Source organism: Corynebacterium ulcerans (genome assembly GCF_900187135.1).
Classification (GTDB): Bacteria; Actinomycetota; Actinomycetes; order Mycobacteriales; family Mycobacteriaceae; genus Corynebacterium; species Corynebacterium ulcerans.
Genome location: NZ_LT906443.1, coordinates 1,880,482 through 1,907,378, shown reverse-complemented (window position 1 = coordinate 1,907,378; position 26,897 = coordinate 1,880,482). Strand labels below are relative to the sequence as shown.

Sequence of the window (26,897 nt, the reverse complement as noted above, 5' to 3'; positions counted from 1 at the left end):
TTAGCCCTCCTGCTTCTGCTCAGCGCGGTTACGACGCTGGCCACCGCGACGCGGGCGTGCGTTGCGGTCACCACGGCGGCGACGCTCTGCGGGTGCATTGATCTCGCTCTCACGACGACCACCGACGACGTCACCCTTGTAGATCCACACCTTGACGCCAATGCGTCCGAAAGTGGTGTGTGCCTCGTAGGTGCCGTAATCGATCTCGGCGCGGAGGGTGTGCAGCGGAACGCGACCCTCATGGTAGCGCTCGGTGCGGGACATCTCGGCACCGCCGAGACGACCGGAACAAACAACCTTGATGCCCTTGACCTGTGGCTGGCGCATTGCAGACTGGATAGCCTTACGCATTGCGCGACGGAATGCCACACGGTTGGTCAGCTGCTCGGCGATGGACTGAGCCACCAGCTGAGCGTTTGCATCAATGTTCTTGACCTCGAGGATGTTGAGGGCGACCTGCTTGCCAGTGAGCTTCTCCAGCTCTTTGCGCAGACGGTCTGCCTCAGAACCACGACGACCAATCACAATGCCCGGACGAGCGGTGTGAATATCGACGCGGACGCGATCGCGGGTGCGCTCGATAACGATATCGGCGATACCTGCACGGTCCAAGGTCTTTACCAAGTACTCGCGGACACGGATGTCCTCAGCAACGTACTCGGAGTAGTTCTTGTCGGCGTACCAGTGGGACTTCCACTCGGAAGTGATGCCCAAACGTAGGCCGTGAGGATGGATTTTCTGGCCCACTACTTGGCCCCTTCCTTCTGGCTCTCAACAACCACGGTGATGTGGCTGGTGCGCTTGCGGATCTGGAAAGCACGACCCTGAGCGCGGGGGCTGAAACGACGCATGGTCGGACCCTCGTCAGCAAAAGCCTCAGAGATGACCAGGGAGCGGCGATCTAGACCGAAGTTGTTCTCAGCGTTAGCGGCTGCAGAAGCAACGACCTTTGCAACCGGCTCAGAAGCAGCCTGCGGAGCGTACTTCAGGATTGCGAGTGCTTCCTCGATGGACTTGCCGCGGACCAGATCGATCACGCGACGTGCCTTCATAGGAGAGACACGGACGAAGCGCGCGGTAGCGCGTGCGGAGGTGACAGATTCACTCATCGCTTATCGACGTCCCTTCTTATCGTCCTTGATGTGACCCTTGAAGGTCTTGGTGGGTGCAAACTCACCGAGCTTGTGGCCGACCATAGAGTCGTCCACGAACACTGGCACATGCTTGCGACCGTCGTGGACGGCGAAGGTGTGGCCAATGAAGTCCGGGAGAATGGTGGAACGGCGGGACCAGGTCTTGATGACCTGCTTGGTGCCCTTTTCGTTCTGAGCATCGACCTTTGCGAGGAGGTGCTCATCGACGAACGGGCCCTTCTTAAGGCTGCGTGGCATCTAAGTTTTCCTCCTCTTAGCGCTTCTTGCTCTTGTTCGTGCGACGACGCGACACGATCATATTGTTGCTGTAACGGTTGGGGTTGCGGGTACGACCCTCTTTCTTTCCCCATGGGGAAACAGGGTGACGACCACCCGAGGTCTTACCTTCACCACCACCGTGTGGGTGATCGACCGGGTTCATAACGACACCACGGACGGTCGGGCGGACGCCCTTCCAGCGCATACGGCCGGCTTTACCCCAGCGGATGTTGATTTGGTCAGCGTTGCCGACCTCGCCCACGGTTGCACGGCAACGGATATCTACGCGACGGATTTCCGAAGACGGCATACGCAGAACTGCGTACTTACCAGCTTTACCGAGGAGCTGGATGGAGGCACCAGCGGAACGAGCCAGCTTAGCGCCTGCGCCCGGCTTCAACTCGACGCAGTGAATGGTGGTACCAGCAGGGATGTTACGCAGCGGAAGGTTGTTACCAACCTTGATGTCTGCAGCAGCACCAGACTCGATCATCTGGCCCTGCTTCATGCCCTTAGGAGCGATGATGTAGCGCTTCTCGCCATCTACGTAGTGCAGAAGTGCGATGTTAGCGGTACGGTTCGGGTCGTACTCAATGTGAGCGACCTTTGCGGGAATGCCGTCTTTGTCATTACGACGGAAGTCGATGACGCGGTACTGGCGCTTGTGTCCACCGCCCTTGTGGCGAACGGTGATGTGGCCGTGAACGTTACGGCCGCCCTTCTTAGGGAGCGGGCGAACCAGAGATTTTTCCGGAGTCGAACGAGTGATCTCGTCGAACATGGAAACGGAGCTCTGGCGGCGACCCGGGGTTGTCGGCTTGTACTTACGAATAGCCATAATTTGTCCTTACCTCGAACCTTAAGCGGCGGAGCCGCCGAAGATGTCGATTGCGTCGCTGCCCTCTCGAAGCGTCACGTAAGCGCGCTTGGTTGCCTTGCGTACGCCGTAACCGGAGCGAGTGCGCTTGCGCTTGCCCTCACGGTTAGCGGTGTTAACGGAAGCAACCTTAACGCCGAAGATCTGCTCGATTGCGATCTTGATCTCGGTCTTGTTGGCGCTAGGAGCAACGAAGAACACGTAGGTGTTCTGCTCCATCAAGCCATAAGACTTCTCGGAGACGACCGGGGCGAGAATGATGTCACGGGGGTCTGCGATCTTAGCCATTACTTCTCCTCCTGAGCCGCGCCGGTGACGCGGTTGATGAAGGTGTTCAAAGCCTCGACAGAGAACACAACGTCATCAGACTTGAGGACGTCATAAGTGTTCAGCTGATCAGCGAACAGGATGTGAACGCCGGGCAGGTTACGAGCACTCTTCTGTGCAGTGGTGTCCTCACGACCGACAACGAGAAGAACGTTGCGACGATCAGTGATGCGCTCAACAAAAGCGCGTGCGGACTTGGTGGAAGGAGTCTGACCAGCGACCAACTCGGTGATCACGTGGATACGCTCGTGACGAGCGCGATCCGACAGTGCACCGTACAGAGCAGCCTTGATCATCTTCTTCGGGGTGCGCTGGCTGTAGTCGCGCGGCTTAGGGCCGTGCGAGATGCCGCCACCGGTGAAGTGAGGAGCACGGATCGAGCCCTGACGAGCGCGGCCGGTGCCCTTCTGACGGAACGGCTTGCGTCCGCCACCGGAGACCTCAGCGCGGGTCTTGGTCGAGTGAGTACCCTGACGCTTTGCAGCAAGCTGTGCGTTGACAACCTGGTGCATAAGTGCCACAGAAGCTTCACGATCGAAGATCTCTGCTGGCAGTTCGACTTGACCGTCGGTCTTGCCCTCAGCGGTGAGGACGTCCAACTTTAGGTTGGTCATGCGTGTGCACCGCCCTTCACTGCAGTCTTAACGGTAACGATGCCACCGCGGTTGCCTGGAATAGCACCCTTGATCAGAATCAGGTTGGCATCTGCATCAATCTTCTGAACCTTGAGGTTCTGGGTGGTGACGCGATCATTACCCATGCGGCCTGCCATGCGGGTGCCCTTGAAAACGCGACCTGGGGTAGCGCAGGCACCGATGCCACCGACGCGGCGGTGTGCAGCCTGGTTACCGTGGGCAGCGCCCTGACCTGCAAAGCCGTGGCGCTTCATAGCACCTGCGTAGCCCTTACCCTTGGTCGTTCCGGTGACGTCAACGAAGGTGATTCCTTCGAAGATCTCAACGGTAACGTCCTGACCGAGCTCGTATGCAGAAACGTCGTTCATACGAATTTCTGCAACGTGACGGCGAGGGGTAACGCCAGCTTTCTTGAAATGACCGGTTGCAGGCTTGTTTGCCTTGCGAGGGTCGATGTCGCCGTAGGCGATCTGGATGGCGTTGTAGCCATCGGTTTCGATGGTGCGAATCTGGGTGACCACACACGGCCCAGCTTCAACGACGGTAACCGGGATTACTCGGTTGTCCTCGTCAAAGATCTGGGTCATGCCGAGCTTGGTGCCCAGAATGCCCTTGATCTCAGTTTCACTCATAAGTTATTCTCCGCTGCCAAAAATTTCGTCGATCACTGAATATTCACGTCGACGCTGGCCGGAAGGTCGATGCGCATAAGAGCGTCAACCGTCTTCGGCGTCGGGTCGAGGATGTCGATCAGGCGCTTGTGAGTGCGCATCTCGAAGTGCTCGCGAGAATCCTTGTACTTATGGGGAGAACGAATAACGGCGTATACGTTCTTTTCGGTGGGCAACGGCACCGGGCCGACGACACGTGCACCCGTACGGGTCACGGTCTCGACGATTCTGCGTGCAGACGCATCAATCGCCTCGTGATCGTAGGCCTTCAGCCGAATGCGGATCTTTTGTCCCGCCACGCTTATCCTCTTCCTCGCTTGTCCCACATCCTAGGGATTGGTGGGAATCGCTCTTAATATCTCTATAACGTTGTCCGGACCTTAGGGCCTGGGCGCAACGCCAGTTCTTACTTGACTGTCTATGACGACTTGGTGGAGTTAGTGGACGTGGACACAAACACACGCCATAACACCTGACGGGGTACAAGACCCGTATGTCAAGCCGGAAGGGACCTAATATCTCACGATAAGCGTGGCCCTTACGTACTGCCGCTGTTTATTTGCCATGCCCCTTCACTCCGGCCCTCAAGAAAAACGTGCATTGCACTCAATCTCTTAAGGATCCTTCCGTTTCCCTCTTTACGTTTCCGCTCAGAGGTTCACCATGAAGGTGTCATGTTTGCCTCACCAGCAGTAATTCAAAATTGTCTCACTCATATGTGTGACCATTTTGCGCTCACTGTGTCAAAGCAACCTTTGTATTTAAACATCAATAGCTATTCAGCACAACCCTTCTCGGAACTTTATCCACACTTTTCACGTGTTTTCCATCACATAGAAAGGTTTCTAGCTTTTCGACGCCCCCGCGTTCCCATCACGTCGACTTGCCTAAAAATTGTCCACATCGTTATCTGCATAGAGCAGTCCTCCCCTCCCCTTTTAAGAAAAACCCTTTTAGTATGGAGTGCGTAACTTTAGGGGCTGCAAAACCGGCTGCGTACTTGTTACACCGCCACTCATAAGGAGGATCGTCTCATGTCCGATACACAGAATGCTCCAGCAGTAGAAACCTCAACTACTGGTTCCACTACCGCACTAGAAACCCCCCACGGCAGGACTGTCATTGAAGACACCGTCGTGGCAAAGATCGCTGGCCTAGCCACCAGAGAAGTATCGGGGGTTCACGCCGTCGGCGGCAACGCTGCACGCGTTGTCGGAGCTCTTCGCGATTCAATTCCCGGATCACGCACCAATCTTCAGCAGGGCGTTGAGGTGGAGGTTGGTGAACGGCAAGCCGCCGTGGACGTTGCCATCGTTGCTGAATACGGAGTCGCTATTCACCAGTTGGCACAGGCAATTCGGCAAAACATCATTACTGCTATTGAACGGATGACAGGCCTTGAGGTCACCGAAGTTAATGTCACTGTTCATGACGTCCATCTGGAACTGGATGAAGACGAAAGCGAAGCCAACGATTCTCCTACCCATACCCGCGTCCACTAAGGAGTTTTCATAGTGTCAACCCCGCGGCCATCAGGGCTTCCCGCTCTCCCCTCATATGAATCTGCGCACGCACTAGCAGAAAAGATCCTTGGGATTGATGGTGTTGCAGAACTCCGCGGCGGACGTTTTGGTGAGGTAGCACTCCTCTATCCACGGCGCAAAATCACCGGGCTCAGATTAGATGATGTGCAGGGCCACCAGGCCCTTGAGGTAAATGTTGCCGCTTATTACGGATATAACTTCGTGGAGCTTACCCAATCAATCACTGCTGCTGTGGCGGATTCTGATCTCTGCGATGTTACTTCGATTGACGTGGTCATCAGCGACGTCGTAAAGCTAACCCAGCTCAAGGAGCTTTAATGTTTCAGAATAAAACCCTTCTCGGCGCAATCCTCGGCGTTTTGGTGATCTTTGCAATCCTGTCGGGTCATTTGCTCACGCTCCTCATTCTGGCGGTCGCTGGAGGCATAGGTGCCCTTATCGGCGCGCACTTTGATGGAAAGATCGACTTGTACAAGATTTTCCATGACCTCGTTGAGAATCTCCGACGCGGAGGCCGCGGATAATGACAGCCGCTCCGGTAACCATTACGGATCGGGCGCTTACCAAGCTAGCTAAAGCGGCGGTGAACTCAGTCCCCGGCACAGTACGCGTTCCGCGCCGCGCTGGCCGCTCGCTTCCGCGTATCGACGTCCGACGCGATGATCTTCACTCACCTCCCACGGTAGAAGCCTTCATTGCAGTATCGTGGCCCAGTCCGGTGACAGCCGTGGCCGAAAATGTAGCCACGGCAATTGCTGAGTGGTTTTCCGTCTATGCGGGCATTCAGGATGCTCCGGTGAATGTTGTAGTCACCACACTTAACCACGGCACACGGATTGAGATCGCACCGGAACCGCAGTCACCCCAAGTAACGCATCCCGTGGCTCCTGAAGCCCAATCGCTCATGCCCATCGTCACCGCACCTCTGCGCCCGCTTAAACCAATAATTATCCAAAGAATTGAGTCAAGGAGGAGCCATGGATAGTCCCACTGCTATCAAAGGACGTCCCGCCGCCCGCCTTGCCGCAATTCTTATTGGACTCGTGGCTATAGGCATTGGCTTTGTCGCCGCGCGAGAACTTTGGTGGGTGCGAACTGAAGGCCACCACGGCCACGCCTGGTTAGACCCAGTGCTTCGTTTCATCTCTGACGTCACATATCAGCCATGGATGTTGGTTGCAGGGGTAGCCACGGTGATTCTCGCTCTGATCTTGATAGCTATTGCTTTCAAGCCTCGACCGCGCACTCACGTGGCGCTTATCGACACCACCACCTGTTATGTACGCCCCCTTGACATCGCACGCCTAGCCACGCTAAACGCCAAGCAGGTCCCTGGGGTCAACCAAGCGCACACCACAGTAAATGGTTCTGCTCGCTCCATCAGAGTGGTCGCATCAGTTGATTCACAGCAGCTTGGGGAGGCTCATACATACGAGGAGCGCATTCGCTCTGCAGTTGAGCCACTTACTCTGAAGCTGCACACGCGTCCCAAACTTAAAGTTGTCGTGAGAGGTGAAGGTTAATGAAACGATCTACGGCTAGTTTCGACCGTCTCCTTTGTCTCCTCGTCGGCGTTCTTCTCGGTGCGCTGGCTGTGTGGACCATCGCCCTCAATTTTGATCTTCCATGGGCACAGCACCTCGCTGATCTCGCTGAATTTCCTCGTTGGTACCAAGCCTCTCAGCAACGCTGGTTCGATGTTGCTTTGTTCTTCGCTGCGGTCATCTTCTTAATCAGCGGAGTCTGGATTGTAGTTGCCAATATGCGCCGCAATCGTATTTCTCGCGTCGCGCAGAATAACGGGAAGATTAGTGTCAACATAGACCACATAGCAGAACTAGCAGCCGAAGACATAGGAGAACTCGATCCTGTCATCTCCGCTCACGGGCATGCGGAAAGACGCGGTGAAGAAACAGTCATCGCCCTTACTATCCTCTTGGAATCAGTACCGGATGCGCTAAGCATCCAGCAGGCACTTCAGCAACTAGACCAGGACATAGCAACAGCGTTACCAAACACTCCCGTGCGTACCGAATACCGCGTACACATGGCTAAAGTAGAAAATTAAGGATAAAGCCGGTCTACGCCTGCCACGCCTCGCAATAGCTCGGGGTCCACGGGGGTTCCTTCCCTAAAGATCGAGAGTTCTCCCGTGGGCTCAAGAATCACGCACTGAACCATGTCCATGCGGTGTATCCCGGCTCGTCTAATGGCGAATCGAACGTCCGACTTAGCCAGGTGAGTCTTACGCAATTCCTCAAAGATCCACTCGCCATGCACCAACACTATGCGAGGACGCCCGTCAAAGGTTTGCCGTAAACCAGAAGAAACGCTGCGCGCAGCTCCGAACATCGCTTCCAACAGCATCAGAGTTATCAACCCGATCACACCAGCGGCGAGCGTCGGCGGATGCCCGATGATAACGCGACCTGCCACAGCCCCAACCATCGTAAGGACCACCGCGTCAAAGGCTGTCATACGGGAGAGGACTCGTGCACCGAATATTCGGATCATCAGTAGGAAAACAAGATAAATACCAACCCCCGCAATAACCACAACGGGGATGCGCCATGGCTCGATGGTTAGTTGCTCTACGAGGATAGGTTTAAACTCCTGCACCACAAGAACTTTACCGGCAGTAGAAAGCTCAGCGCCGCTACCCAAGGATAATTGCTGTGATAACTGGCAGTTCGATTACATTGCGTTCCTTGGTGAGTAGCTTTAGCGGTTTTTCCTTTTCAGGCAACCACGCCTGCGGGACCCAATATTCATTGGTCTCCACCTCACGACGCCTACGCACAAAATGACGCGCTTGATGGCCTCTTTGAAGGACCACGGAGGCGTCGGCAAGCTCAATCACGCGTGTATCTGTGTCGTCCACTAGCATCGTCTTTTCAATACGACGAATCGCGTCCAGGCGATGTTCGATGCCTTCCCGGTCGGCCACGATGAGGGGCGAACCAACCTGTGCTTGCACGAGAGACGTGTAGCACCACCAGATAGGCTGCTGCCAACCGCGCAGCAGTGCAATACGCTCCGGGGTAAGTACTGCAGTGGTGTTGTTAGCAAGTAACACGCTGTACTGTCCGGTGACTTTAGAAAGTGTCCCTGGATAAGTAGTAGCAATCGTCATGCATATGTCCTGGGCATCATCATCGGAAATTCCCCACGTGAGTCCGTGTGTACTCAGCATGCCCATGAGCGCAGCAAAATCCAGATCTGGCTGGCCTTCCCACACTTCTCGGACGGCATCAAGCATTCTATCCATGCGGGAGCGATCGATCATGGGTTCTGATTTTATCCCACGACATAAAAAATCCGCCCTGGTACTTAAACCAGAGCGGATTTTTACAAGCCTAGCAGCGAACTGCTAAAAGATCATTACTTGATGATCTTGGTGACGCGGCCAGCGCCAACGGTGCGGGAGCCCTCGCGGATAGCGAAGCGCAGGCCCTCGTCCATAGCGACAGGCTGGATCAGGGTGACGGACATGTCGACGTTGTCGCCAGGCATAACCATCTCGGTGCCCTCAGGAAGCTTCACAACACCGGTAACGTCGGTGGTGCGGAAGTAGAACTGAGGACGGTAGTTGTCGAAGAACGGGGTGTGGCGGCCGCCCTCGTCCTTGGAAAGGACGTAGACAGAGCCCTCGAACTCGGTGTGAGGAGTGTAAGCGCCTGGCTTAACAACAACCTGACCGCGCTCGACGTCTTCGCGCTTGATACCACGGAGGAGGAGACCACAGTTGTCGCCAGCCTCGGTGTAGTCGAGAAGCTTACGGAACATCTCGATACCGGTAACGGTGGTCTGGGTGGACTTTTCCTTGATACCGATGATCTCAACGTCTTCGTTGACGTTCAGCTGGCCACGCTCAACACGGCCGGTAACAACGGTGCCACGACCGGTGATGGTGAAGATGTCCTCGATAGGCATGAGGAATGGCTTGTCGGTCTCGCGCTCTGGATCCGGGATGGAATCGTCGCAAGCCTGCATGAGCTCGAGGATGGACTTGGTCCACTCCTCGTCGCCCTCGAGAGCCTTCAGAGCGGAGATGTGGATGATTGGAGCCTCTTCATCGTAATCCTGCTCTGCGAGCAGCTCACGGATCTCCATCTCGACGAGCTCGATGATTTCCTCATCGTCAACCATGTCGCACTTGTTAAGAGCAACAAGGATGTAAGGAACGCCAACCTGGCGAGCGAGCAGAACGTGCTCACGGGTCTGAGGCATTGGGCCGTCGGTAGCAGCAACCACGAGGATTGCGCCGTCCATCTGAGCAGCGCCGGTGATCATGTTCTTGATGTAGTCGGCGTGACCCGGAGCATCCACGTGTGCGTAGTGGCGCTTCTCGGTCTGGTACTCAACGTGGGAGATGTTGATCGTGATGCCACGCTCTTTCTCCTCCGGTGCCTTATCAATGGCGTCGAAGGCGAAAGCCTCGTTGAGATCCGGGTATGCGTCAGCCAGAACCTTGGTGATAGCAGCGGTAGTGGTGGTCTTGCCGTGATCGACGTGACCGATGGTACCGATGTTAACGTGCGGCTTAGTACGCTCGAACTTAGCCTTTGCCACTGTGTGTCCTCCTGGACTTCGTGGTGGCTACGATTTCGCAGCCACGAGTTGACAGTTGCTGTACATTCTGACCGCTAATTCGGCAGTCTGGCAGTACAGCTATTTACTAATGTGCCAGTTACATGATCCTAGGGTCACACGGTGTTTTTATCAAACCACCGAAGGATCCAGATGGATCTTACAGGGTAACGGCCGGCTCAGCATTCCGCAGGTGGAAATACTCAACGAGCCGCTACCCCTTTCGTACCGCCCCTTTCCCCACCAGCACAGGAGGGAAAAGGACATAGTACGAGAGGGCTTAACGCTTAGGCAGTGCCGTTGCGCTCAGCAACGATCTCGGTTGCTACGTTGGTCGGAACCTCTGCGTAGGAATCGAAGATCATGGTGTAGTTAGCGCGGCCCTGGGTGCGAGAGCGCAGGTCACCAACGTAACCGAACATCTCGGACAGTGGAACCTTTGCCTTGACGACCTTGGCACCAGCACGGTCATCCATTGCGGAGACCTGGCCACGGCGAGAGTTGATGTCGCCGATAACGTCGCCCATGTACTCCTCAGGAGTAATAACCTCAACAGCCATCAAAGGCTCGAGAAGAACGGGCTTTGCCTTTGCAACAGCCTCTTTAAGAGCCTGAGAACCAGCAAGCTTGAAGGCCATTTCAGAGGAGTCAACCTCGTGGTATGCGCCGTCGATAAGCGTTGCCTTGATGTTGACCAGCGGGAAGCCAGCGAGGTAACCGTACTGCATTGCATCCTGGATACCTGCGTCCACGGAAGGGATGTATTCCTTCGGGATGCGGCCACCGGTAACGGCGTTCTCGAACTTGTAGATTGCGGACTCGCCCTCTTCCAAGGTCTCCACCTCAGGAGCGTAAGGCTCGATGCCGATGATGACCTTAGCGAACTGACCGGAACCACCAGTCTGCTTCTTGTGGGTGTACTCAAGCTTCTCGACGGTCTTACGGATGGTCTCGCGGTATGCAACCTGCGGGTTACCAACGTTAGCTTCGACCTTGAATTCGCGCTTCATGCGGTCAACAAGAACGTCGAGGTGGAGCTCGCCCATGCCGCCGATAACGGTCTGGCCGGACTCTTCGTCGAGCTCAACGGTGAAGGTTGGGTCCTCTTCAGAAAGCTTCTGAATAGCGGTACCAAGCTTCTCCTGGTCAGACTTAGTCTTTGGCTCGATGGAAACCTTGATCACTGGGTCCGGGAAGTCCATGGACTCAAGGATGATCTGGTCGTTCTTATCGCAGAGGGTATCACCAGTGGTGGTGTCCTTCAGGCCGATGAACGCGTAGATGTTACCAGCGCGTGCCTCGTCAACAGGGTTTTCCTTGTTGGCGTGCATCTGGAACAGCTTACCAATGCGCTCGTTCTTACCCTTGGTGGAGTTGGCAACCTGAGCACCAGGCTCAACAATACCGGAGTAAACGCGAACGAAGGTGAGCTTACCAAAGAATGGGTGAGCTGCGATCTTGAATGCAAGAGCCGAGAAAGGCTCGTCAACGGAAGGCTTACGCACCAAGTCCACAGACTCGTCGCCAACCTTGTGTCCGTGAACCTCTCCGATGTCCAATGGAGTCGGGAGGTAATCGATAACAGCGTCGAGCAGTGGCTGAACACCCTTGTTGCGGTAAGCGGTACCACAAAGAACTGGGTAGATCTCAGAGTTAACGGTCAGCTTACGGATACCGGCCTTGAGCTCTTCGATGGTGAGTTCCTCGCCACCGAAGTACTTCTCCATAAGAGCTTCGTCGGACTCAGCAACGGTCTCAACGAGCTTCTCGCGGTATTCAGCAGCCTTGTCAGCCAAGTCAGCTGGGATCTCCTCGATAACCGGCTCAGCACCGGTCTCGACCTTGCCGCGCCACGTGATGGCCTTCATCTCAAGAAGGTCAACAACGCCATCGAAGTCATCTTCAGCGCCGATAGGCAGCTGCATGACCAATGGCTTAGCACCGAGGCGATCGATGATGGTCTGAACGGTGAAGTAGAAGTCTGCACCGAGCTTGTCCATCTTGTTCACAAAGCAGATACGAGGAACGTCATACTTAGCAGCCTGACGCCACACCTGCTCGGACTGAGGCTCAACGCCCTCTTTACCGTCGAACACTGCAACTGCGCCGTCGAGAACGCGAAGGGAGCGCTCAACCTCAACGGTGAAGTCCACGTGGCCTGGGGTATCGATGATGTTGACCTGGTTGCCGTTCCAGAAACAGGTAACAGCAGCGGAGGTAATGGTGATGCCGCGTTCTTTCTCCTGCTCCATCCAGTCAGTGGTGGAAGCACCATCGTGGGTCTCGCCGACCTTACGGTTGATGCCGGTGTAGAAGAGGATACGCTCGGTGGTGGTGGTCTTACCGGCGTCAATGTGGGCCATGATGCCGATGTTGCGGACCTTGTTCAAGTCCTTAAGCACTTCTTGTGCCACAGTTGTCCCTAACTTATGTAGCCGGAGTGGTCTTTCACCCTAAAGCGATGAACGCTGTAGGAAGACGCACTCACTGCACGGATAGTTCGTGTTTATTCTGCCAAAAACTCGTTGATTTCTCAGCCGAGTTCCAACAAAACGTGAAAGTTTACGAGATCTTTCCTATGGAAAAGTGACCCAACTGGTAGCGCGCAGTTTCTCACATCTCCTTGTCGCCGTGGTTTTACACGTGCGCAACGAGGGTGAAAACTCTGAGCCGTCCCAGTCGGGTCACAATACGCATACGAATTACCAGCGGTAGTGGGCGAAGGCGCGGTTAGCCTCAGCCATCTTGTGGGTGTCCTCGCGACGCTTCACAGAAGCGCCCAGGCCGTTCGCTGCATCAAGAATCTCGTTAGCGAGACGCTCGATCATGGTGTTCTCGCGACGCTGACGGGTGAAAGTAACCAACCAACGCAGAGCCAGGGTGTTTGCACGACCTGGGCGAACCTCAACAGGAACCTGGTAGGTAGCGCCACCGACACGGCGGGAACGAACCTCAAGGTCAGGCTTGATGTTGCCAAGAGCCTTCTCAAGGGTAAGAACAGGATCAGTACCGGTCTTTTCCTTGCAGATGTCCAGTGCGCCGTAAACGATACGCTCAGCGGTGGACTTCTTGCCGTCCAGCAGAACCTTGTTTACCAGCTGGGTAACAACCTCAGAGCCGAAAACTGGATCTTTAACGATAGGACGCTTGGGAGCTGCATTCTTACGCATTGATTACTTCTCCTTCTTTGCGCCGTAGCGGGAGCGAGCCTGCTTACGATCCTTCACGCCCTGGGTATCCAGTGCGCCACGGATGATCTTGTAGCGAACACCCGGAAGGTCCTTCACACGACCACCACGAACGAGCACCATGGAGTGCTCCTGGAGGTTGTGGCCCTCACCTGGGATGTAAGCGGAAACCTCAATGCCGGAGGTAAGGCGCACACGAGCAACCTTACGCAGAGCGGAGTTCGGCTTCTTAGGGGTAGTGGTGTACACACGGGTGCACACGCCACGACGCTGCGGGGAGCCCTTCAGGGCTGCAGTGGAAACCTTTGCAGTCTTATCGTGGCGGCCCTTGCGGACCAGCTGCTGAATAGTAGGCATAGCCGTCTTTCTCAATCGGTACTTTTCTTCGAAGCTGAAAACCTCGAAGAAGTTATCGCTTCATGTGCCTGGCTAGTGCGGAATAGATCTTAAAAGACCCTAGACAAACCAAAAAAGGGGCTCTTTTCCGGGGCCGCTTCCGCATTTACCACAACGCTTCAATCCACTGTGGACTGGTGCGCATTCTCTTAAAGAATCACGCCCCGGCACCAACCAGGCAAAACGTCAGGCTCCCACCATCAAACACGTGGGACTAGCACACAACCTACAGCATCCACCCCACACAAGCAAGCCCAAGGCCTAAAAATGCGCAACACGGCAAACCGACCACCACAGCGTTGTCGTTTTTGAGAACTCTAGCCATCCCTCCACCAGAAAAAGCCCAAGAGAGACCTTCTAACGTTCTCAAAAACAACATTTTTGCCGCAGACTCTCCCCTTACTCCCCTTACTCCCCAGCCAGGACCACAACTCCCAGCCCGGAAGAGCGCGCACGCTCATAAAAATCAGTAAAGGAACGAATAACGTCCCCCAGGTCAGCTTCTTGCACCGCGACATCATCCACAGAAGAGAGATCCGACAGCACTTTTTCTACACGCTGCGGAGCAACAATTCCCACCATCGGGTCTCCCACAATAATTTCTTCCCCGTCAACCGCGGCAGTACTCAGCCCTACCGAATGCAGCAATTCCTGAACATCCATCCAAGCGGCAGCAACATCAAAAAGCTCCCCATGATTGCCCGCATACAGAGCCTCCACCAGATCATCATCCTTGATACGAAGGTCATCAAGAATCCAGTCCTCGACTGCCACATAAGAGTTGTAAGACATATTCATTCCTTCATCATTTTCTATTGCAGTCGCCGAGACTACCCGCAGCGACGCCAAGAGTGTCACCCCACGCCATGAAACTCCCACCGCCACAAACAATAAAGTAATACAACTCACAAATGACCAAAAGTCGTGAAGTGAACGACAAATATCACCCCCACAAGATGCACCAGCGTTTCCGCAAGGCGAGCTACAGCCCCACCACAACATCTAGTAATTGATGACACTTCAACAACTATATGCTGTAGTTACAAAGGAATAATTCCGCCTATGTTATTTCCTATGAGCGAATCCCATGTTAATTCCCGTTCCACTATCGAGGAATACCTCGATCGATCGGACTGGCGCGTCAATGCCAACGCAAACCAGGACTATTCCCTCGGCGGAATGATCCTCAATTCAGCGGGAAAAATCACCGCCAATTACTGGTTGGATAATGTCTTCACCCCAGAAGCCGGACAGGCGCATCGCGATGGCACCATCCACATTCATGATCTGGATATGCTTTCCGGCTATTGCGCAGGCTGGTCTTTGCGCCAGCTTCTGGAACAGGGATTCAACGGTGTTTCAGGCACAATCTCCTCACATCCCCCCAAGCATTTCTCTTCCGCATGCGGGCAGATAGTCAATTTCCTTGGCACCTTGCAAAACGAGTGGGCCGGAGCACAAGCATTCAGCTCTTTTGACACATACATGGCCCCCTTTGTCCGCTTGGATAACCTCAGCTACGACGATGTCCTCCAACAAATGCAGGAGTTCATTTTCAATCTCAATGTCCCCTCGCGCTGGGGCACACAGACACCATTCACCAACCTCACTTTCGATTGGACCTGCCCCGAGGATTTGCAGGACCAGGTTCCATTCATCGGCGAGGAACTACAGGCGTTTACGTATGGCGAACTGCAAGCAGAGATGGACATCATCAATCGCGCATTCATTGAGGTCATGAGCGCGGGCGACGCAGACGGACGCCCCTTCACTTTCCCCATCCCCACATACAACATCACCAAGGATTTCGACTGGGATTCGTCGAATTCCAAAGCTCTCTTCACCATGACCGCGAAATATGGACTGCCCTATTTCCAAAACTTTATTAACTCCGACCTTGACCCCGGCATGATTCGCTCCATGTGCTGCCGCTTGCAACTGGACCTCCGCGAACTGCTCAAACGCGGTAATGGACTCTTTGGCTCGGCGGAGTTGACCGGTTCCATCGGCGTGGTCACTCTCAACTGTGCCCGCTTGGGGTATCTCCATGCTGATGATGAGAAAGGCCTGCTGGCAAGCGTCGAAAAGCTTGTTGATCTCGGCATAGATACCCTCGAACGCCGCCGGGCCTTTGTGGCTAAGCAAATGGACGCGGGCCTTTATCCCTATAGCTCCCGGTGGCTGCCGAGCTTGGACAATCATTTCTCCACGATCGGAGTTAACGGCTGCAATGAGATGATCCGTAATTTCACCCACGACGCCTACGACCTCACCGATCCTCAGGGCCATGCCCAGGTGGCTCGCCTGCTTGATCACATCAACGATCTGCTAGTCAAGGCTCAAGAACGCACAGGTCACCTGTTTAATCTTGAGGCCACCCCGGCCGAGGGCGCCACCTACAGGCTGGCCAAGGAGGATATTAAGCGCTACCCCGGTATTCTTCACGCTGGTACGGATGAAGAACCCTATTACACCAATTCTTCCCAGCTGCCGGTATCTCATACCCCAGATCCCTTTGAGGCGCTTGCACTCCAGGAAGATCTGCAATCCAAATACACCGGCGGGACCGTGCTCCACCTTTACATGGGGGCGGCTATGAGCGATGGGGAGGCTTGCGCAAAGCTTGTCCGACGTTCATTGGAAAACTTCCGTCTCCCTTATGTCACGATCACTCCCACATTCTCCATTTGTCCCACCCACGGTTATATTTCCGGCGAGCACCCAGAATGTCCCGATTGTGGAGAAAAAACTGAGATGTGGACCCGAGTGATGGGTTACTTCCGCCCTGTTCAGAGCTTTAATACCGGAAAGAAGGGCGAGTTCCATGAGCGCACCTACTTTGCGGAAGCCCTTGCCTAATACAGCGACTGCCCAGCTGCCGATCGCGGGGATCATTCCCTTCTCCGCGACGGATTGGCCGGGGAAACTCACTGCAACAGCCTTCACCCAGGGGTGCCCCCTACGCTGTGTGTATTGCCATAATCCGCAGTTGCAGGCCTTTACTCCCGGCGCGCACTCGCTTGCAGAGTTTCTCTCCCTTTTGGATTCTCGGCATAGGCTTATCGACGCCGCCGTGATCTCAGGTGGCGAGCCGACGTCCGTCCACGGCCTAGCAGATGCGATAGCCGCTATCCATGGCATCGGGTTCCCCGTGGGGATTCACACGTGTGGTTATGCGCCGCGTCGTATTGCTGAGCTGGTGAGGGACCCTGCCACTACTCCGGATTGGGTTGGGCTGGATATCAAGGCTTTGCCCCGGCATATGCAGGAGGTCACGGGGTGTTCGCCCCGTGTAGCAGTGTCTGTGTGGGAATCGCTGCGGATTCTGCAGACCGCCGGGGTGGCGGTGACGCTGCGCACCACACTGTGGAAAGGCTCTGTTATTGAGCAGAATCTCGACGAACTACGTTCCTTGGTTGCTGCCCGCAGCCTGGAGACTTCTGCAGAGCTTGTTATTCAGCATGCGCGGGCTGCCGACGGAAGCCCCTGGGCACCAGGTCATTCCGAGTAGAAAGTCCACGCTTAAAGATCCCCAAACACCAGTGCGCCGACCCCTATCGCGGTGAGCAGTGCAACCACAAAGGTGAGTGGGACAAAGCGCACAACAAATCCCGTGCCCCACGCCCCACGTTGCATCGCTATGAGTTTGACGTCCACCATCGGTCCGACCACTAAAAACACGAGTTGGGCCGTGGGCGGCATCATGGTGAAAGAAGCGGCGATAAAAGCATCCGCCTCTGAGCACAATGCTAGGAGCACAGCCAAGGCTGCCATAGCCAGGCAGGCTAAAACTGGCCTATCGCCAAGGATCAGGAACCATTCCCGTGGAACGATGAGTTTAAGCAACCCGGCGAGCAATGCCCCAAGCACAAGATAACCGCCGGCGTTGAGGAGATCGTGGAGAAAAGATTCTCTCAGTCTTTCCCATTTATTGGGTGCATGATGCTGGTGGGAGTGGCCTTCTCCATCAGGCACGTCGATGCTCCCACTCATCCAGATCCAGCCCACCAGCACTGCCGCGCTCAGAGAAGCCACAAATCTGGCGATCACCATACGTGTGTCTCCGCCAAAAGCAACCGCAGTGGAGACCAGCACCACCGGATTAATCGCGGGGCTGGCGAGGAGGAAGGCAAGGGCCGCGGCAGGAGGCACTCCCCTGCGTACAAGCGACTGGGTAATTGGCACCGATGCACATTCGCAGGCAGGAAGCAGCATTCCAGAGGCTGCGGCCGTGGGGACGGCGAGGCGTTGAGAGCGCGGTAGGCGTCGAAAAGCGGCCTCGGGCACAAAGACCTCGATGAATCCTGAAATGATGACGCCGAGGATCAAAAAAGGTGTTGCTTGCAGCACAATTGCGATGCTTATCTGCGCCCATGCCTCCGCGAACCCATAAAGCTGAATCAGCGGCCCAAAGATGAGCAATGCACTGAGAATCATGAGAGAAACGATCGCGCCGTACTGGCCAACTCTATGTCTCATAAGTAGGGCTTCTCCGGCTGCGGGATCTGGGTGGCGTGGTCTATCTTGAGCACCGGAAACTGTGGATTGAATTTCTCCGAGTGGGGTACGACTTCCGCTGTGATCTCATACCAGTTGTCCTCTATGAGTTCTGCGTCCCCGTCCAGCGACGCGGTGTAGGCCATAGCGTCCGCGGCGCAACAAAAAATCTTATAGCGACTAAGTCGCCATGTGCCGTCTACCGAACGCGAGGCGAATCCCGTCACAGCCACGGTCTTTCCCATCATCGATGTGCTGTCCGAGCGTAAAAACCGGGCCGTGAGCTCTTCCATAGTGAGCTCGTTGGTCCCATAACTACGCAGCGGTTCCATTGGAAGATCGTCTAAGGAGTTTTTCCGTGCCGTCGCACCACTGCTTTCCGCGGTATAGCGTAACGACGCCGCCCCCAACGCAGTCGGAGCACAAAGCGCTACGAGCAGCACGGGGACTAATAGCAGCCAGGAGGTAGCGCGCATCGGAGAATACGAACACGGATACCGGCGGGCGCTGTATGTGCTCCACCCGCCAAGCCCTATCAACAGCACCCCGCTCAGTGCTGTCCAGGGCCGAAAAGCTGGTTGGAGGTAGTTGTTGATGCCGCCTGTTATTGACTCCACAAGCAGCAGCACTCCGAGAGCTGCAATCACAAAAGCACCAACGGCAACGCCCTTGGTGGATTCTGTGTGTGACTGCCCAATATTCATGTATTAGAGGGTGCAGCCTTTCTTCCAACCTGGCAAGTCCTTCCCTGACTTTATCGGTTGGTGGCACGGACTGCACCCTCACACTCCTCCCAGCTAATTTTGCTAGCGAACATCTCGTTTAGCGTTGACCCACAACCCAATAGCTAGTGGTACAACGATCCACGCCGCAATAAGGCCTATGTTGTATGCCAACGGCTGCACCTCAGCGAAGTTCCATCCGGAAGAGAAGAACTCAGCGTTTTCTTTTCCATATTTAGTCAGCTGACTGACACGCTCTCCGGGGGATACCAACCACAGCAGAACAAAAGCGTCGCTCTTTGCCGCAGCTACGCCTAGAAGGCGCTCGATAACCAAGAACCAAGCAAGTGGTATTGCCATAGCTGCTACTCGACTACGCGTCAGCGCAGCTAAGCCCATCGCGATGAAGCTAAACACTAAAAAGAGCACGCCGTCTCGCAGGATCACTAATGCTTCCTCGTTGAGCAACGTAACCCTAGGAGCCACAAGAAGTGCTACATAAACAAGGCCCACACCTATCAGATAATTAAGCAGAAGAAATCCTGATACCACCAACGCCCTTGCGCTAAGCCACAGGCTACGGCGCGGTTGTGTCAAGAAAGCCTGGGCATGCATGTGATCATTGAACTCGCCGGCTACGGCCGAAGCAGCAAACGATATAGACAGCATTGCAAAGATCATCGCGCCTGGAAGGGCAAACGCCCAGTTAACTTCTGAGTCTTCGGCACTAAATAGGCCTATAAGCACGGCAGGACCATACAGCGAGCCGGTAAGAAGAATCGCCCATATCCAGGTGCTTCGTAGAGTCAACAGTTTGGTGGCTTCTGAGCGCAAAACATTTATCATGTGGTTGCTTATCCTTTTCATTCCTATGGGCAAAACTATTAATGAGTAGCGCTCGAAGCCGTGTCTTCCACGGCACTATCGACGGCCTGCTTAGTGCGGTATTCCTGGGATTCAGCGGTGGCTGCGAGGAACCTTTGCTCCAAATTGTCTTGCTTAGTGCTTAAGCCGTACACAGGCAGACGGGCATCCAGGGCAGTCATAGCCACGGCCATGCGCACAGCTTGTTCGTCTGTGTTTTTATCTACGCTGACACTAAATCCCACAGTGTTGTGCAGGTTGACAATGTCAAACCCTTTGTTCTGTAACTCCGCCGCAAGCTCAGCAGCGTGCGGTGTTTCTACCTCCACGCGAGTGCCATCCGCCAGGAATTCTTCAAGGGAATACTCACCAATCATCTTTCCTCGCCCAATCACAACCAACCGGTCTGCGGTTAATTGCATCTCCGAGAGCAAATGGGAAGAGACCAAGACGCTTCGTCCCTCAGCGGCAAGGCTACGAATCGTGGTGCGCATCCAGCTCACACCTTCCGGATCAAGACCGTTGACGGGCTCGTCAAGGATGAGGTGCTGTGGATCCCCCAACAAAGCTGCAGCCACACCGATGCGCTGTTTCATGCCTAGGGAGTAACCACCGATTTTTCCTTTAGCGGCCTTTTGCAGTCCTACAATATCCAGGCACTCTTCTACCCGGTTATCAGAGATACCTGCACCTCGCGCAAGCACCCGGAGGTGGTTACGTCCAGATCGGGCGGGGTTAAACCAATTTGCATCAAGGATTGCCCCAGCCATTGTGGATTTGTTTTTTACATCCGCAAACGCTCCGGTGTAGTCATCAGTGGAAAACTCGACACTGCCTTCCGTAGGTGCATCCAAGCCAAGTATGCATCGCATTGTTGTGGATTTACCAGAACCGTTTGGTCCGAGGAATCCAGTCACTGTCCCATCCGGAACGGTGAAACTCAGATCAGCGATAGCGGTCTTGGAACCATACTTCTTGCTTAGATGTCGAACTGTGATCATGCTTCCCATAATCCGCGATTTCTCAATTGTTGTAATCCTGCTGGGGGCCGATCTTTTATGTCACCCCTAGGTATGACAACGCATAAGTACAGTCCACCTAATTACCTATAATTAGTATTGCGCGCAATAGCAATCTCGAAATGCTGTTTTACCGAGTCCAACGTCACAACATTCCCAACCACCAACGTCATAAGCTGGACATATAGACCCGACTCAAGCGAATGGTCTGGGAAAGTTCGTGGCACAGCCGGGTATCCGAGGAAACACACCGGAAAGGTTTATCATGCTACCGAGTATCCCCGCGCCCGACTATCCAACGCTATTTTTCTTCGAGCGTGGCGACTGGTGGGACTATGCAATGCTCATCATTGTCACAGCTGCGCTTGCTATCACCGCTTGGCTAGCCCAGAGAAATAAATGGGTAGTTCTCTTAGTCTTTATAGTCGCACCATTATTGCTCACACTATTGTGGTGGCCGCACTCTACCGAAGGAACCGCATCCTCGGGATGGTTTGCCATCGTAAAGCAATATTCAGCCTTGGCAGGATCCCTCTGCCTAGTAGCCTTGCAATATATCAAAAAGCTACGACACAACTACTGGTACCTCACCATCCCTCCGGCGATCTTAGCTATCAACATCCTGGAAGCAGTTGTTCGAGATTTTCAGGCCTATGGCATCCACGGCTTTGACCCGAACCAACACATGGCCATATGGGGCGGCCCCTGGAACATCATGAATGGCATTGCGGGAATCCTCAACCTCTTAGCCATATCCGGCTGGGTTGGCATCTTTGTGGCTAAAGGTAAATCTCGCGCAATTATCTGGGGCGACCTCACACTTGGCTGGATCATTGCTTACGACGTCTGGAACCTCTCCTACTGCTACAACTGCCTCACAGACCGCGCTTGGTATTCCGGAGTTGCTCTCTTACTGTCGTGCACAATTCCCGTGTTCTTCAAGTTTGGCCGAGGCTCGTGGATTCAATTCCGTGCCTACACCCTCACCCTATGGTCTGCCGTTGTGCTAACGTTCCCAGCTTTTACGGAGAGCTCGGTCTTTGCACATCGCTCAGCGCACAATCCCACAGCCCTTTTCATTCTGGCTGCGCTGTCCCTCGCACTCAACATCGCAGTCTTTGGCTACCACGTGTACAAGGTCATGCGATATCGCAGGAATCCACTTGTTCAAGAGGTCTATCCTGAGAGTAAAGAATCCACTGCGCTCATACGTACGCATGCCACTCCCGAAGATCAAGATCGTATAGCCGCCAGACTGGGATCCACTCCAGAGCTCTTAGGCTACAGAGATTCTATTGTGCGCAATAGCAAAGAGAAAACCTTATCCCCACACTGAGTAACCACACTGATTCATTGCCTATATTGCGCACAATATTAGTATTGTGCGCAATATAATTCGGCAAAAACGCTAGGCTCTACCTTTCTACCTTCTTCCCCCATCCTTTAAGGTATGTGCGTTCTTTCTTTTGCCTTATTTGTTCTTCCCACGAGAACTTTGGTTCTTCCCAATCCGTAAAGTAATCCGGATCAATTATCTCTGACCAGGGGGTTCCGGGCCCAACAGGAGGCCATGCGGGGTCATCGGTCTTTGGTGGACGAATCTCCGCAACTGCCGGGCAGCTGCGTCCATACTGGAACCATTGCGTGTAAGTATCTTCAAACAGTGGGGTTCCATCCCACCGACCGGCAGGCACCTTTGATCCAAAGTATCGTCCACCCAGAGTACCGCGCATGAATTTTCCAATATGCTGCTGCTTCTTTCGGAACTCCGCAACACGCTTAATATAGATGTTTTGCAGACGCGTCATGCAACCACCGATGAGCTCAATATTTACCCAGTTGATCGCTGTGGGCAACGGAGCATTCGGTTCATATCCAATACGCCAGTGGTTGATCAACCGAGTACGCTCATCTTTAAGCGGGATCATGTAGAAACACCATGCCGCAGCAAAATGATCCATAGATGGGTACCGGAAGGCATAGGATCCTGGGGCAGCTGGCGGATTTTTAGTGTCAACCCACTGAACGAGGTATTTACCAGGAACAACATCAGCCCATTCCATGGACATCCCCTGATAATCAAAGGCTGCAATATCGCCTGGCACCATTGAGTCTGGCTGCTGGAATTCTTCCTGTATTTCATAGCTGTTGTAGAACGGTAGCCGAGCAAAAGTACGCTCAAGCCACTCTGAAGAAAACGAACCTGTTTTATTGGCACCTAACTGCTTCAATATCCGCCATACGGCATACGCCGGCGCGTCGATGTCGATAGCGTAGGTAGAAGAATAGCCATTGTCATAGTTGGCATCAATAAGGTCATCGCCAGGATATGTCCATGCTTGCTCTTCCGGGGTTGCTTTGCCACTGAGCTGGCTAAACGCATACATTCCCCCAATCGTTGTCGCACTCAATGCGCCTATCCCCCATGCTGCACGCGCGCCAATGCTCTGAGATTTTTTCTTCCCCATGGTGTGTTCAACCGCCTTAGCTAGTCAACGTTTGCAGGAACACGGAGATGTGCTCCCGTAGCGGGCCAAGGGCACATGCATCAACTACCTATCGCGCAACGCCCCTTCATGCGTGCCCGTGTGTTAATAACCTCATTCTATCACCGCGATAACCTGCGGTGGTAGGGTTAAAAACTAGTTACATCCCACAATTGGAGGCATGAGCAATGCATTCGCTCTTTCTCTGGGAGATAGGCACCCCTCTTGTTTACATCACTTGGGTTGTAGTTTTTGTTGCCCAAGTAGCTATCTCAGAAATTAATCGCCGCTGGAATTGGACAATATTTTTCCTTTGGACGTTCGGCGGCCTCGCCCTAATGCCTTATGCCGCACTACACGGCACTCCTATGGTCGGCTGGTTCCCCTTTGGCAAATACGTGATTATGGTTGCCACAGCGACGATGACGGGTTTTCTTCTGTGGTACGGAAAGCGAAACCCGGTCAAAGCGCATCGCTACGCCATATGGTTTGGCGTGGCACTCTGGATTGGGCTCGCGGTGAACATCATGGAAGCAAACATCCGCGATGTCACGATTTTCTTTGAATCAGACAAATATCTGCAGTGCGCCACCGATCCCGCCTGCTTGAAGTCCATCAACGATGCGCATGTAGGCATTGACATGATTAACGGGCTACCGGAAACCCGTGGCGTTACAGCGCCCGTCGGAAGCCCCGAATGGTATTCCGCAGTAGCCGCTAATTTCCGCGCATCTGGTGTAGGAATAGACCCAGCCACCGGGTTCCGAACTATCGGCGGGTATTGGAATCTGCTCACCGCCGCCGCGGGCGTGCTCAACATTGTCACAATCACGGGATTAGGAAAGATATTTGTTACGTCCAACAAGGAGCGCAAAGTACGCGGACTCATCTGGGTAGACATGGTGTGGCCCTGGGTCATTGCTTATGATCTTTGGAACCATGCATTCTTATACAATGCGCTTGCCGACTACACATGGTACTGCACCCTTGCATTGCTTTTAGCCTGCACCATACCCGCGTTTACCTGGGCAAAGGGTCAGTGGATCTGGTTCCGTTGCTTTACGTTGATGTTCTGGATCGCCGCGAATAACCTTCTACCAGAGTTCTTGGTTCCGCCGAGCAGCATCACCAACTTCTCCACGATGAACCCCGTGGCAAATGCTGTGTGTGCGTGGGCTGCTTTCCTTTTCAACGTGGGTCTCTTCTTCTATTGGTTGTACAAAATCCGCACCACCAAGCGAAACCCATTGCGCGATCCTTTGTACCCAGAGCTCAAAGAGTTCCGCACCATCATGCGAGAGCATGCCGATGATGCCGACAAGTATTTTGTCACCGACATGATTAAAGAAACTCCTGAAGAGTTAGGTTTTGCACCTAAGTGCTCCACCCCACCGCCAGATGGCTACGTAGGAACGATGCCGTGGTGGCGCAGCGATAAGCGATACCCTAAGCCGCGCACCCCACTTTCGGCTGATCCAGCGCTCGCCGCCAAGAAGATTCCTTCCGACACCACCTGGGATGTGCACGGCTAGATTGGTTTCTTCGTCGTGGGTCAGTTACCTAAAAGCGCATCCTGGGTAACTAACCCACGTTTAAAGGCAAAAAGCACTGCATGGACTCGGTCACGGGAACCGGTTTTGGTCAAGACTCTCCCCACGTGTGTTTTTACCGTGGGCAAAGAGATAAACAGTTGCGAAGCAATCTCTGGGTTGGACTTTCCCAAGGCGATCAACTCAAGAATTTCTAGCTCACGCGGAGTCAACGGCTCTGCAAGACCCTCGTTTATATCCTTAGCGTCGCCAATCTGTTTGTTCGTCTGTCCCGACCTTATTCTTCGAAATAATTTGGCGGTGGCCGCCGGACTGATCACTGCGCTTTGTGCCCCGACTGATCTGACCGCGTCGAGCAAATCCTCTGGCGCGGTATCTTTGAGCAAGAATCCTGAAGCTCCGTTTTCCACCGCTTCCATTACGTAATTCTCGCTGTCAAAAGTGGTCAGGATAATCACCCGAAGCGGCTCGCCATTGGGCCCCATAGCGCCTCGCGCTACCAGCTCTTTAGTAGCTGAGATGCCATCCATGATCGGCATTTGTACATCCATCAAAACCACGTCAACGGGCTGTGCCATCGCACGGTCCAACGCCTCTACGCCGTTGTTTGCTTCCCACGCAATGCGAATATCATCTTGCGAGCCTAACACCATGCTAAAACCGGCTCTCACCAGCTGTTGATCGTCGACAAGCCCTACGTTAATCATGTCCTCTTAACCTCTTACAACGGGATTTCAACATCAACGCGCCAGCCGCCGGTATTGCTTATCGACGCACCCCATGTCGCCTTTCCACCATGCAGCAAAGCGCGCTCTTTGATGCCTGCCAAACCACGCCCCACAGAATCGACTGTATCGTTCACAAGGGCTTCGCCTTGCGCGTTGTCCACTGTAATACGCAGGATTTTGTCTTTGGGCAAACCCCAGTCCAACGTAACGTTAACCGCCGTCTTCCCCGCATGTTTGAGCACGTTTGTCAGGGATTCTTGAATAATACGAAAAACCGTTAGTCCACGAGATTCGTCGACTGCTACGGACTCACCGCGCACGGAAAAGTCTATCCTTAACCCGGCGGCGCGGGCTTCGTCGATAAGCCTTCCTATCTCATCGAAACCGGGCGTGGTGTTCATGTCTCTCTCGTCTTCCTCGCCCGTGCTTTCCCTTAATACGGTCAGCAACTCCCGCATCTGTGTCAATGCGTCTCTTCCCACCGACGAGATAGTTTCCAACGCATCAATGGCGGCCGTCGGATCTTTTCTCCCCGCGTATCGTCCACCATCTGACTGCGCGATTACTATGGCCAAAGAATGCGCCACAATATCGTGCATCTCACGCGCGATACGGTTTCTTTCCGCTAACGCTGCCAGCTCAGCCTTGGCACGCAGCTCCTCCAGCGCTTGATTTTTCCGCCTGGTATTAAGCCCTATTTGCCACCACAGAGAAATGGAAATAACAATAAAAACCAGAATCCAGGCTGCCCCGATCCAAAAATTAGGTTCTCTCACTGCGTTACCGTCGATGAATGCTTTTCCGCCGAGGGCGTTACTCACCGCAATCACGCTCAGACCGACAACGCTGCCGACCACAAGCGCTGCAATCCACGCCCTTCTATGGCGCTGGATATACGCAGCGATAAACCAGGATTGATAGCACACAGCCGCGTACCCTAGAAGAGCCACCAACGGGGCTCCCCAAGCTATCAGCAGTAGCGCGAAAACCACGATCCACAGGCCCAACAATCTGCGATACCGCTGAACAAGCAGCCCAATAAAAAGCGCTGCGCCACCAATCCACAACAAAGCAAAAACTATCGAAAGATGCATCTGCTCACGCGGAGACACCGCCTCTGGTTTGATAGCAGTATTCTGCACAGCGATCAGGAAGAAAAAACCGCCCACCAGGCTCTGCGCCACTAACTGCGACCAGAACCCGCGATCCTGGAGCCATCCGCCCGTACCCATGCGCTTTGTGAGCGCAGAAAAAGATTTCATGATAAGCAAAAGCCTAGAGCAGCTAAATCCCTGCACGCATCCGACCACAGTATGAATATCCCAGCTTATCGACGCCCCCAGCAGCCTTTTAAAAAACGTAACAGGGGCCTGCCGCACACTACGATGCAA

The 26,897-nt window shown here is 54.3% G+C and carries 32 protein-coding genes; 10 read left to right on the top strand and 22 right to left on the bottom strand.

The features are described 5' to 3' along the window. Genes rpsC through rpsJ form a run of 8 tightly spaced genes read right to left on the bottom strand, consistent with a single transcriptional unit; the run spans position 1 to position 4,221 of the window. Positions 1–747 carry a 30S ribosomal protein S3 gene (gene rpsC / locus CKV68_RS08615; RefSeq protein ID WP_013910799.1) on the bottom strand — a complete coding sequence of 249 codons (747 nt, stop codon included), beginning with the start codon at positions 745–747 and terminating at the stop codon, positions 1–3. Beyond that, positions 747–1,109, bottom strand: a complete 363-nt coding sequence (gene rplV / locus CKV68_RS08610) for a 50S ribosomal protein L22 (RefSeq protein WP_013910798.1) — start codon at positions 1,107–1,109, stop codon at positions 747–749. The genes rpsC and rplV overlap by 1 nt, the downstream gene beginning before the upstream one ends. A 3-nt stretch (positions 1,110–1,112) precedes the next feature. Next, the gene (gene rpsS, locus CKV68_RS08605; RefSeq protein ID WP_013241207.1) at positions 1,113–1,391 is read right to left on the bottom strand and encodes a 30S ribosomal protein S19; all 279 of its coding nucleotides are present in this window, start codon (positions 1,389–1,391) and stop codon (positions 1,113–1,115) included. A gap of 16 nt (positions 1,392–1,407) precedes the next feature. Then, a complete protein-coding gene (gene rplB / locus CKV68_RS08600) occupies positions 1,408–2,250 on the bottom strand; it encodes a 50S ribosomal protein L2 (protein ID WP_013910797.1) in 843 nt (280 codons plus the stop codon). A 21-nt stretch (positions 2,251–2,271) separates the two neighbouring features. Further along, the gene (gene rplW / locus CKV68_RS08595) at positions 2,272–2,577 is read right to left on the bottom strand and encodes a 50S ribosomal protein L23 (RefSeq protein ID WP_013910796.1); all 306 of its coding nucleotides are present in this window, start codon (positions 2,575–2,577) and stop codon (positions 2,272–2,274) included. Further along, positions 2,577–3,230 carry a 50S ribosomal protein L4 gene (gene rplD, locus CKV68_RS08590; RefSeq protein ID WP_013910795.1) on the bottom strand — a complete coding sequence of 218 codons (654 nt, stop codon included), beginning with the start codon at positions 3,228–3,230 and terminating at the stop codon, positions 2,577–2,579. The genes rplW and rplD overlap by 1 nt, the downstream gene beginning before the upstream one ends. Further along, entirely contained in the window at positions 3,227–3,883 is a 657-nt protein-coding gene (rplC, locus tag CKV68_RS08585; protein ID WP_013241203.1) for a 50S ribosomal protein L3, read from the bottom strand. The genes rplD and rplC overlap by 4 nt, the downstream gene beginning before the upstream one ends. Before the next feature lie 32 nt (positions 3,884–3,915). Then, the gene (rpsJ, locus tag CKV68_RS08580) at positions 3,916–4,221 is read right to left on the bottom strand and encodes a 30S ribosomal protein S10 (RefSeq protein ID WP_095076026.1); all 306 of its coding nucleotides are present in this window, start codon (positions 4,219–4,221) and stop codon (positions 3,916–3,918) included. 735 nt (positions 4,222–4,956) lie between these two features. On the opposite strand from rpsJ, the gene CKV68_RS08575 reads away from it, so the two are divergent. From CKV68_RS08575 to CKV68_RS08550, 6 genes are read left to right on the top strand one after another with little or no spacing between them, the layout of a single operon-like run. Beyond that, entirely contained in the window at positions 4,957–5,424 is a 468-nt protein-coding gene (locus tag CKV68_RS08575) for an Asp23/Gls24 family envelope stress response protein (RefSeq protein ID WP_095076025.1), read from the top strand. A gap of 12 nt (positions 5,425–5,436) precedes the next feature. After that, on the top strand, positions 5,437–5,784 hold the full coding sequence (locus tag CKV68_RS08570; RefSeq protein ID WP_014525329.1) for an Asp23/Gls24 family envelope stress response protein: 348 nt from the start codon (positions 5,437–5,439) through the stop codon (positions 5,782–5,784). Next, a complete protein-coding gene (locus CKV68_RS08565) occupies positions 5,784–5,990 on the top strand; it encodes a hypothetical protein (protein ID WP_013910792.1) in 207 nt (68 codons plus the stop codon). The genes CKV68_RS08570 and CKV68_RS08565 overlap by 1 nt, the downstream gene beginning before the upstream one ends. Then, positions 5,990–6,451, top strand: coding sequence for an Asp23/Gls24 family envelope stress response protein (locus CKV68_RS08560; RefSeq protein WP_014525328.1), 462 nt, complete (start codon positions 5,990–5,992; stop codon positions 6,449–6,451). The genes CKV68_RS08565 and CKV68_RS08560 overlap by 1 nt, the downstream gene beginning before the upstream one ends. Continuing rightward, a complete protein-coding gene (locus CKV68_RS08555; RefSeq protein WP_095076024.1) occupies positions 6,444–6,989 on the top strand; it encodes a DUF6286 domain-containing protein in 546 nt (181 codons plus the stop codon). The genes CKV68_RS08560 and CKV68_RS08555 overlap by 8 nt, the downstream gene beginning before the upstream one ends. Continuing rightward, a complete protein-coding gene (locus CKV68_RS08550) occupies positions 6,989–7,534 on the top strand; it encodes a hypothetical protein (protein WP_014525326.1) in 546 nt (181 codons plus the stop codon). Before CKV68_RS08555 ends, CKV68_RS08550 begins: the two co-directional genes overlap by 1 nt. Here the strand turns inward: CKV68_RS08550 and CKV68_RS08545 are convergent. From CKV68_RS08545 to CKV68_RS08515, 7 genes are all read right to left on the bottom strand, one after another. After that, positions 7,531–8,130 (bottom strand): DUF421 domain-containing protein, encoded by a 600-nt coding sequence (locus CKV68_RS08545; protein ID WP_013910788.1) that lies wholly within the window; start codon positions 8,128–8,130, stop codon positions 7,531–7,533. The two genes, CKV68_RS08550 and CKV68_RS08545, sit on opposite strands and share 4 nt — an antisense overlap. After that, positions 8,123–8,752 (bottom strand): hypothetical protein, encoded by a 630-nt coding sequence (locus tag CKV68_RS08540; protein WP_013910787.1) that lies wholly within the window; start codon positions 8,750–8,752, stop codon positions 8,123–8,125. Before CKV68_RS08540 ends, CKV68_RS08545 begins: the two co-directional genes overlap by 8 nt. A 95-nt stretch (positions 8,753–8,847) precedes the next feature. Next, positions 8,848–10,038: an elongation factor Tu gene (gene tuf / locus CKV68_RS08535; protein WP_013241194.1), complete on the bottom strand. Its 1,191-nt coding sequence runs from the start codon at positions 10,036–10,038 to the stop codon at positions 8,848–8,850. 305 nt (positions 10,039–10,343) lie between these two features. After that, positions 10,344–12,470 carry an elongation factor G gene (gene fusA, locus CKV68_RS08530; protein ID WP_013910786.1) on the bottom strand — a complete coding sequence of 709 codons (2,127 nt, stop codon included), beginning with the start codon at positions 12,468–12,470 and terminating at the stop codon, positions 10,344–10,346. Positions 12,471–12,758: 288 nt separating this feature from the next. Continuing rightward, positions 12,759–13,226 (bottom strand): 30S ribosomal protein S7, encoded by a 468-nt coding sequence (gene rpsG / locus CKV68_RS08525; RefSeq protein WP_013241192.1) that lies wholly within the window; start codon positions 13,224–13,226, stop codon positions 12,759–12,761. A 3-nt stretch (positions 13,227–13,229) separates the two neighbouring features. Next, positions 13,230–13,601, bottom strand: a complete 372-nt coding sequence (gene rpsL / locus CKV68_RS08520; protein WP_013241191.1) for a 30S ribosomal protein S12 — start codon at positions 13,599–13,601, stop codon at positions 13,230–13,232. 447 nt (positions 13,602–14,048) lie between these two features. Then, complete coding sequence (locus CKV68_RS08515; protein WP_095076023.1) at positions 14,049–14,432, bottom strand: hypothetical protein; 384 nt, start codon at positions 14,430–14,432, stop codon at positions 14,049–14,051. A gap of 270 nt (positions 14,433–14,702) precedes the next feature. On the opposite strand from CKV68_RS08515, the gene CKV68_RS08510 reads away from it, so the two are divergent. Both CKV68_RS08510 and CKV68_RS08505 read left to right on the top strand, forming a co-directional pair. Further along, positions 14,703–16,499, top strand: coding sequence for a ribonucleoside triphosphate reductase (locus CKV68_RS08510; RefSeq protein WP_095076022.1), 1,797 nt, complete (start codon positions 14,703–14,705; stop codon positions 16,497–16,499). Continuing rightward, a complete protein-coding gene (locus CKV68_RS08505; RefSeq protein WP_095076021.1) occupies positions 16,465–17,151 on the top strand; it encodes an anaerobic ribonucleoside-triphosphate reductase activating protein in 687 nt (228 codons plus the stop codon). Before CKV68_RS08510 ends, CKV68_RS08505 begins: the two co-directional genes overlap by 35 nt. Before the next feature lie 11 nt (positions 17,152–17,162). On the opposite strand, the gene CKV68_RS08500 is transcribed toward CKV68_RS08505, so the two are convergent. The 4 genes from CKV68_RS08500 to CKV68_RS08485 all read right to left on the bottom strand — a co-directional run bounded on the left by CKV68_RS08500 (position 17,163) and on the right by CKV68_RS08485 (position 20,733). Next, on the bottom strand, positions 17,163–18,119 hold the full coding sequence (locus CKV68_RS08500) for a permease (protein ID WP_095076020.1): 957 nt from the start codon (positions 18,117–18,119) through the stop codon (positions 17,163–17,165). Then, entirely contained in the window at positions 18,116–18,841 is a 726-nt protein-coding gene (locus CKV68_RS08495; protein WP_095076019.1) for a TIGR03943 family putative permease subunit, read from the bottom strand. Before CKV68_RS08495 ends, CKV68_RS08500 begins: the two co-directional genes overlap by 4 nt. A 102-nt stretch (positions 18,842–18,943) precedes the next feature. Continuing rightward, complete coding sequence (locus CKV68_RS08490; RefSeq protein WP_095076018.1) at positions 18,944–19,705, bottom strand: ABC-2 transporter permease; 762 nt, start codon at positions 19,703–19,705, stop codon at positions 18,944–18,946. Positions 19,706–19,743: 38 nt separating this feature from the next. After that, positions 19,744–20,733, bottom strand: coding sequence for an ABC transporter ATP-binding protein (locus CKV68_RS08485; RefSeq protein ID WP_095076017.1), 990 nt, complete (start codon positions 20,731–20,733; stop codon positions 19,744–19,746). A 274-nt stretch (positions 20,734–21,007) separates the two neighbouring features. On the opposite strand from CKV68_RS08485, the gene CKV68_RS08480 reads away from it, so the two are divergent. Further along, a complete protein-coding gene (locus CKV68_RS08480; RefSeq protein WP_231910428.1) occupies positions 21,008–22,078 on the top strand; it encodes a DUF5692 family protein in 1,071 nt (356 codons plus the stop codon). Positions 22,079–22,157: 79 nt separating this feature from the next. Here CKV68_RS08480 and CKV68_RS08475 read toward each other — a convergent pair whose 3' ends face one another. Further along, positions 22,158–23,210, bottom strand: coding sequence for a hypothetical protein (locus tag CKV68_RS08475; RefSeq protein ID WP_095076016.1), 1,053 nt, complete (start codon positions 23,208–23,210; stop codon positions 22,158–22,160). A 206-nt stretch (positions 23,211–23,416) separates the two neighbouring features. On the opposite strand from CKV68_RS08475, the gene CKV68_RS08470 reads away from it, so the two are divergent. Beyond that, positions 23,417–24,760 carry a DUF5692 family protein gene (locus CKV68_RS08470; protein ID WP_095076015.1) on the top strand — a complete coding sequence of 448 codons (1,344 nt, stop codon included), beginning with the start codon at positions 23,417–23,419 and terminating at the stop codon, positions 24,758–24,760. A gap of 20 nt (positions 24,761–24,780) precedes the next feature. Here the strand turns inward: CKV68_RS08470 and CKV68_RS08465 are convergent, their stop codons facing one another. Continuing rightward, positions 24,781–25,485: a response regulator gene (locus tag CKV68_RS08465; protein WP_095076014.1), complete on the bottom strand. Its 705-nt coding sequence runs from the start codon at positions 25,483–25,485 to the stop codon at positions 24,781–24,783. Positions 25,486–25,499: 14 nt separating this feature from the next. Further along, positions 25,500–26,768: a sensor histidine kinase gene (locus tag CKV68_RS08460; protein WP_095076013.1), complete on the bottom strand. Its 1,269-nt coding sequence runs from the start codon at positions 26,766–26,768 to the stop codon at positions 25,500–25,502. Positions 26,769–26,897: the final 129 nt, after the last annotated feature.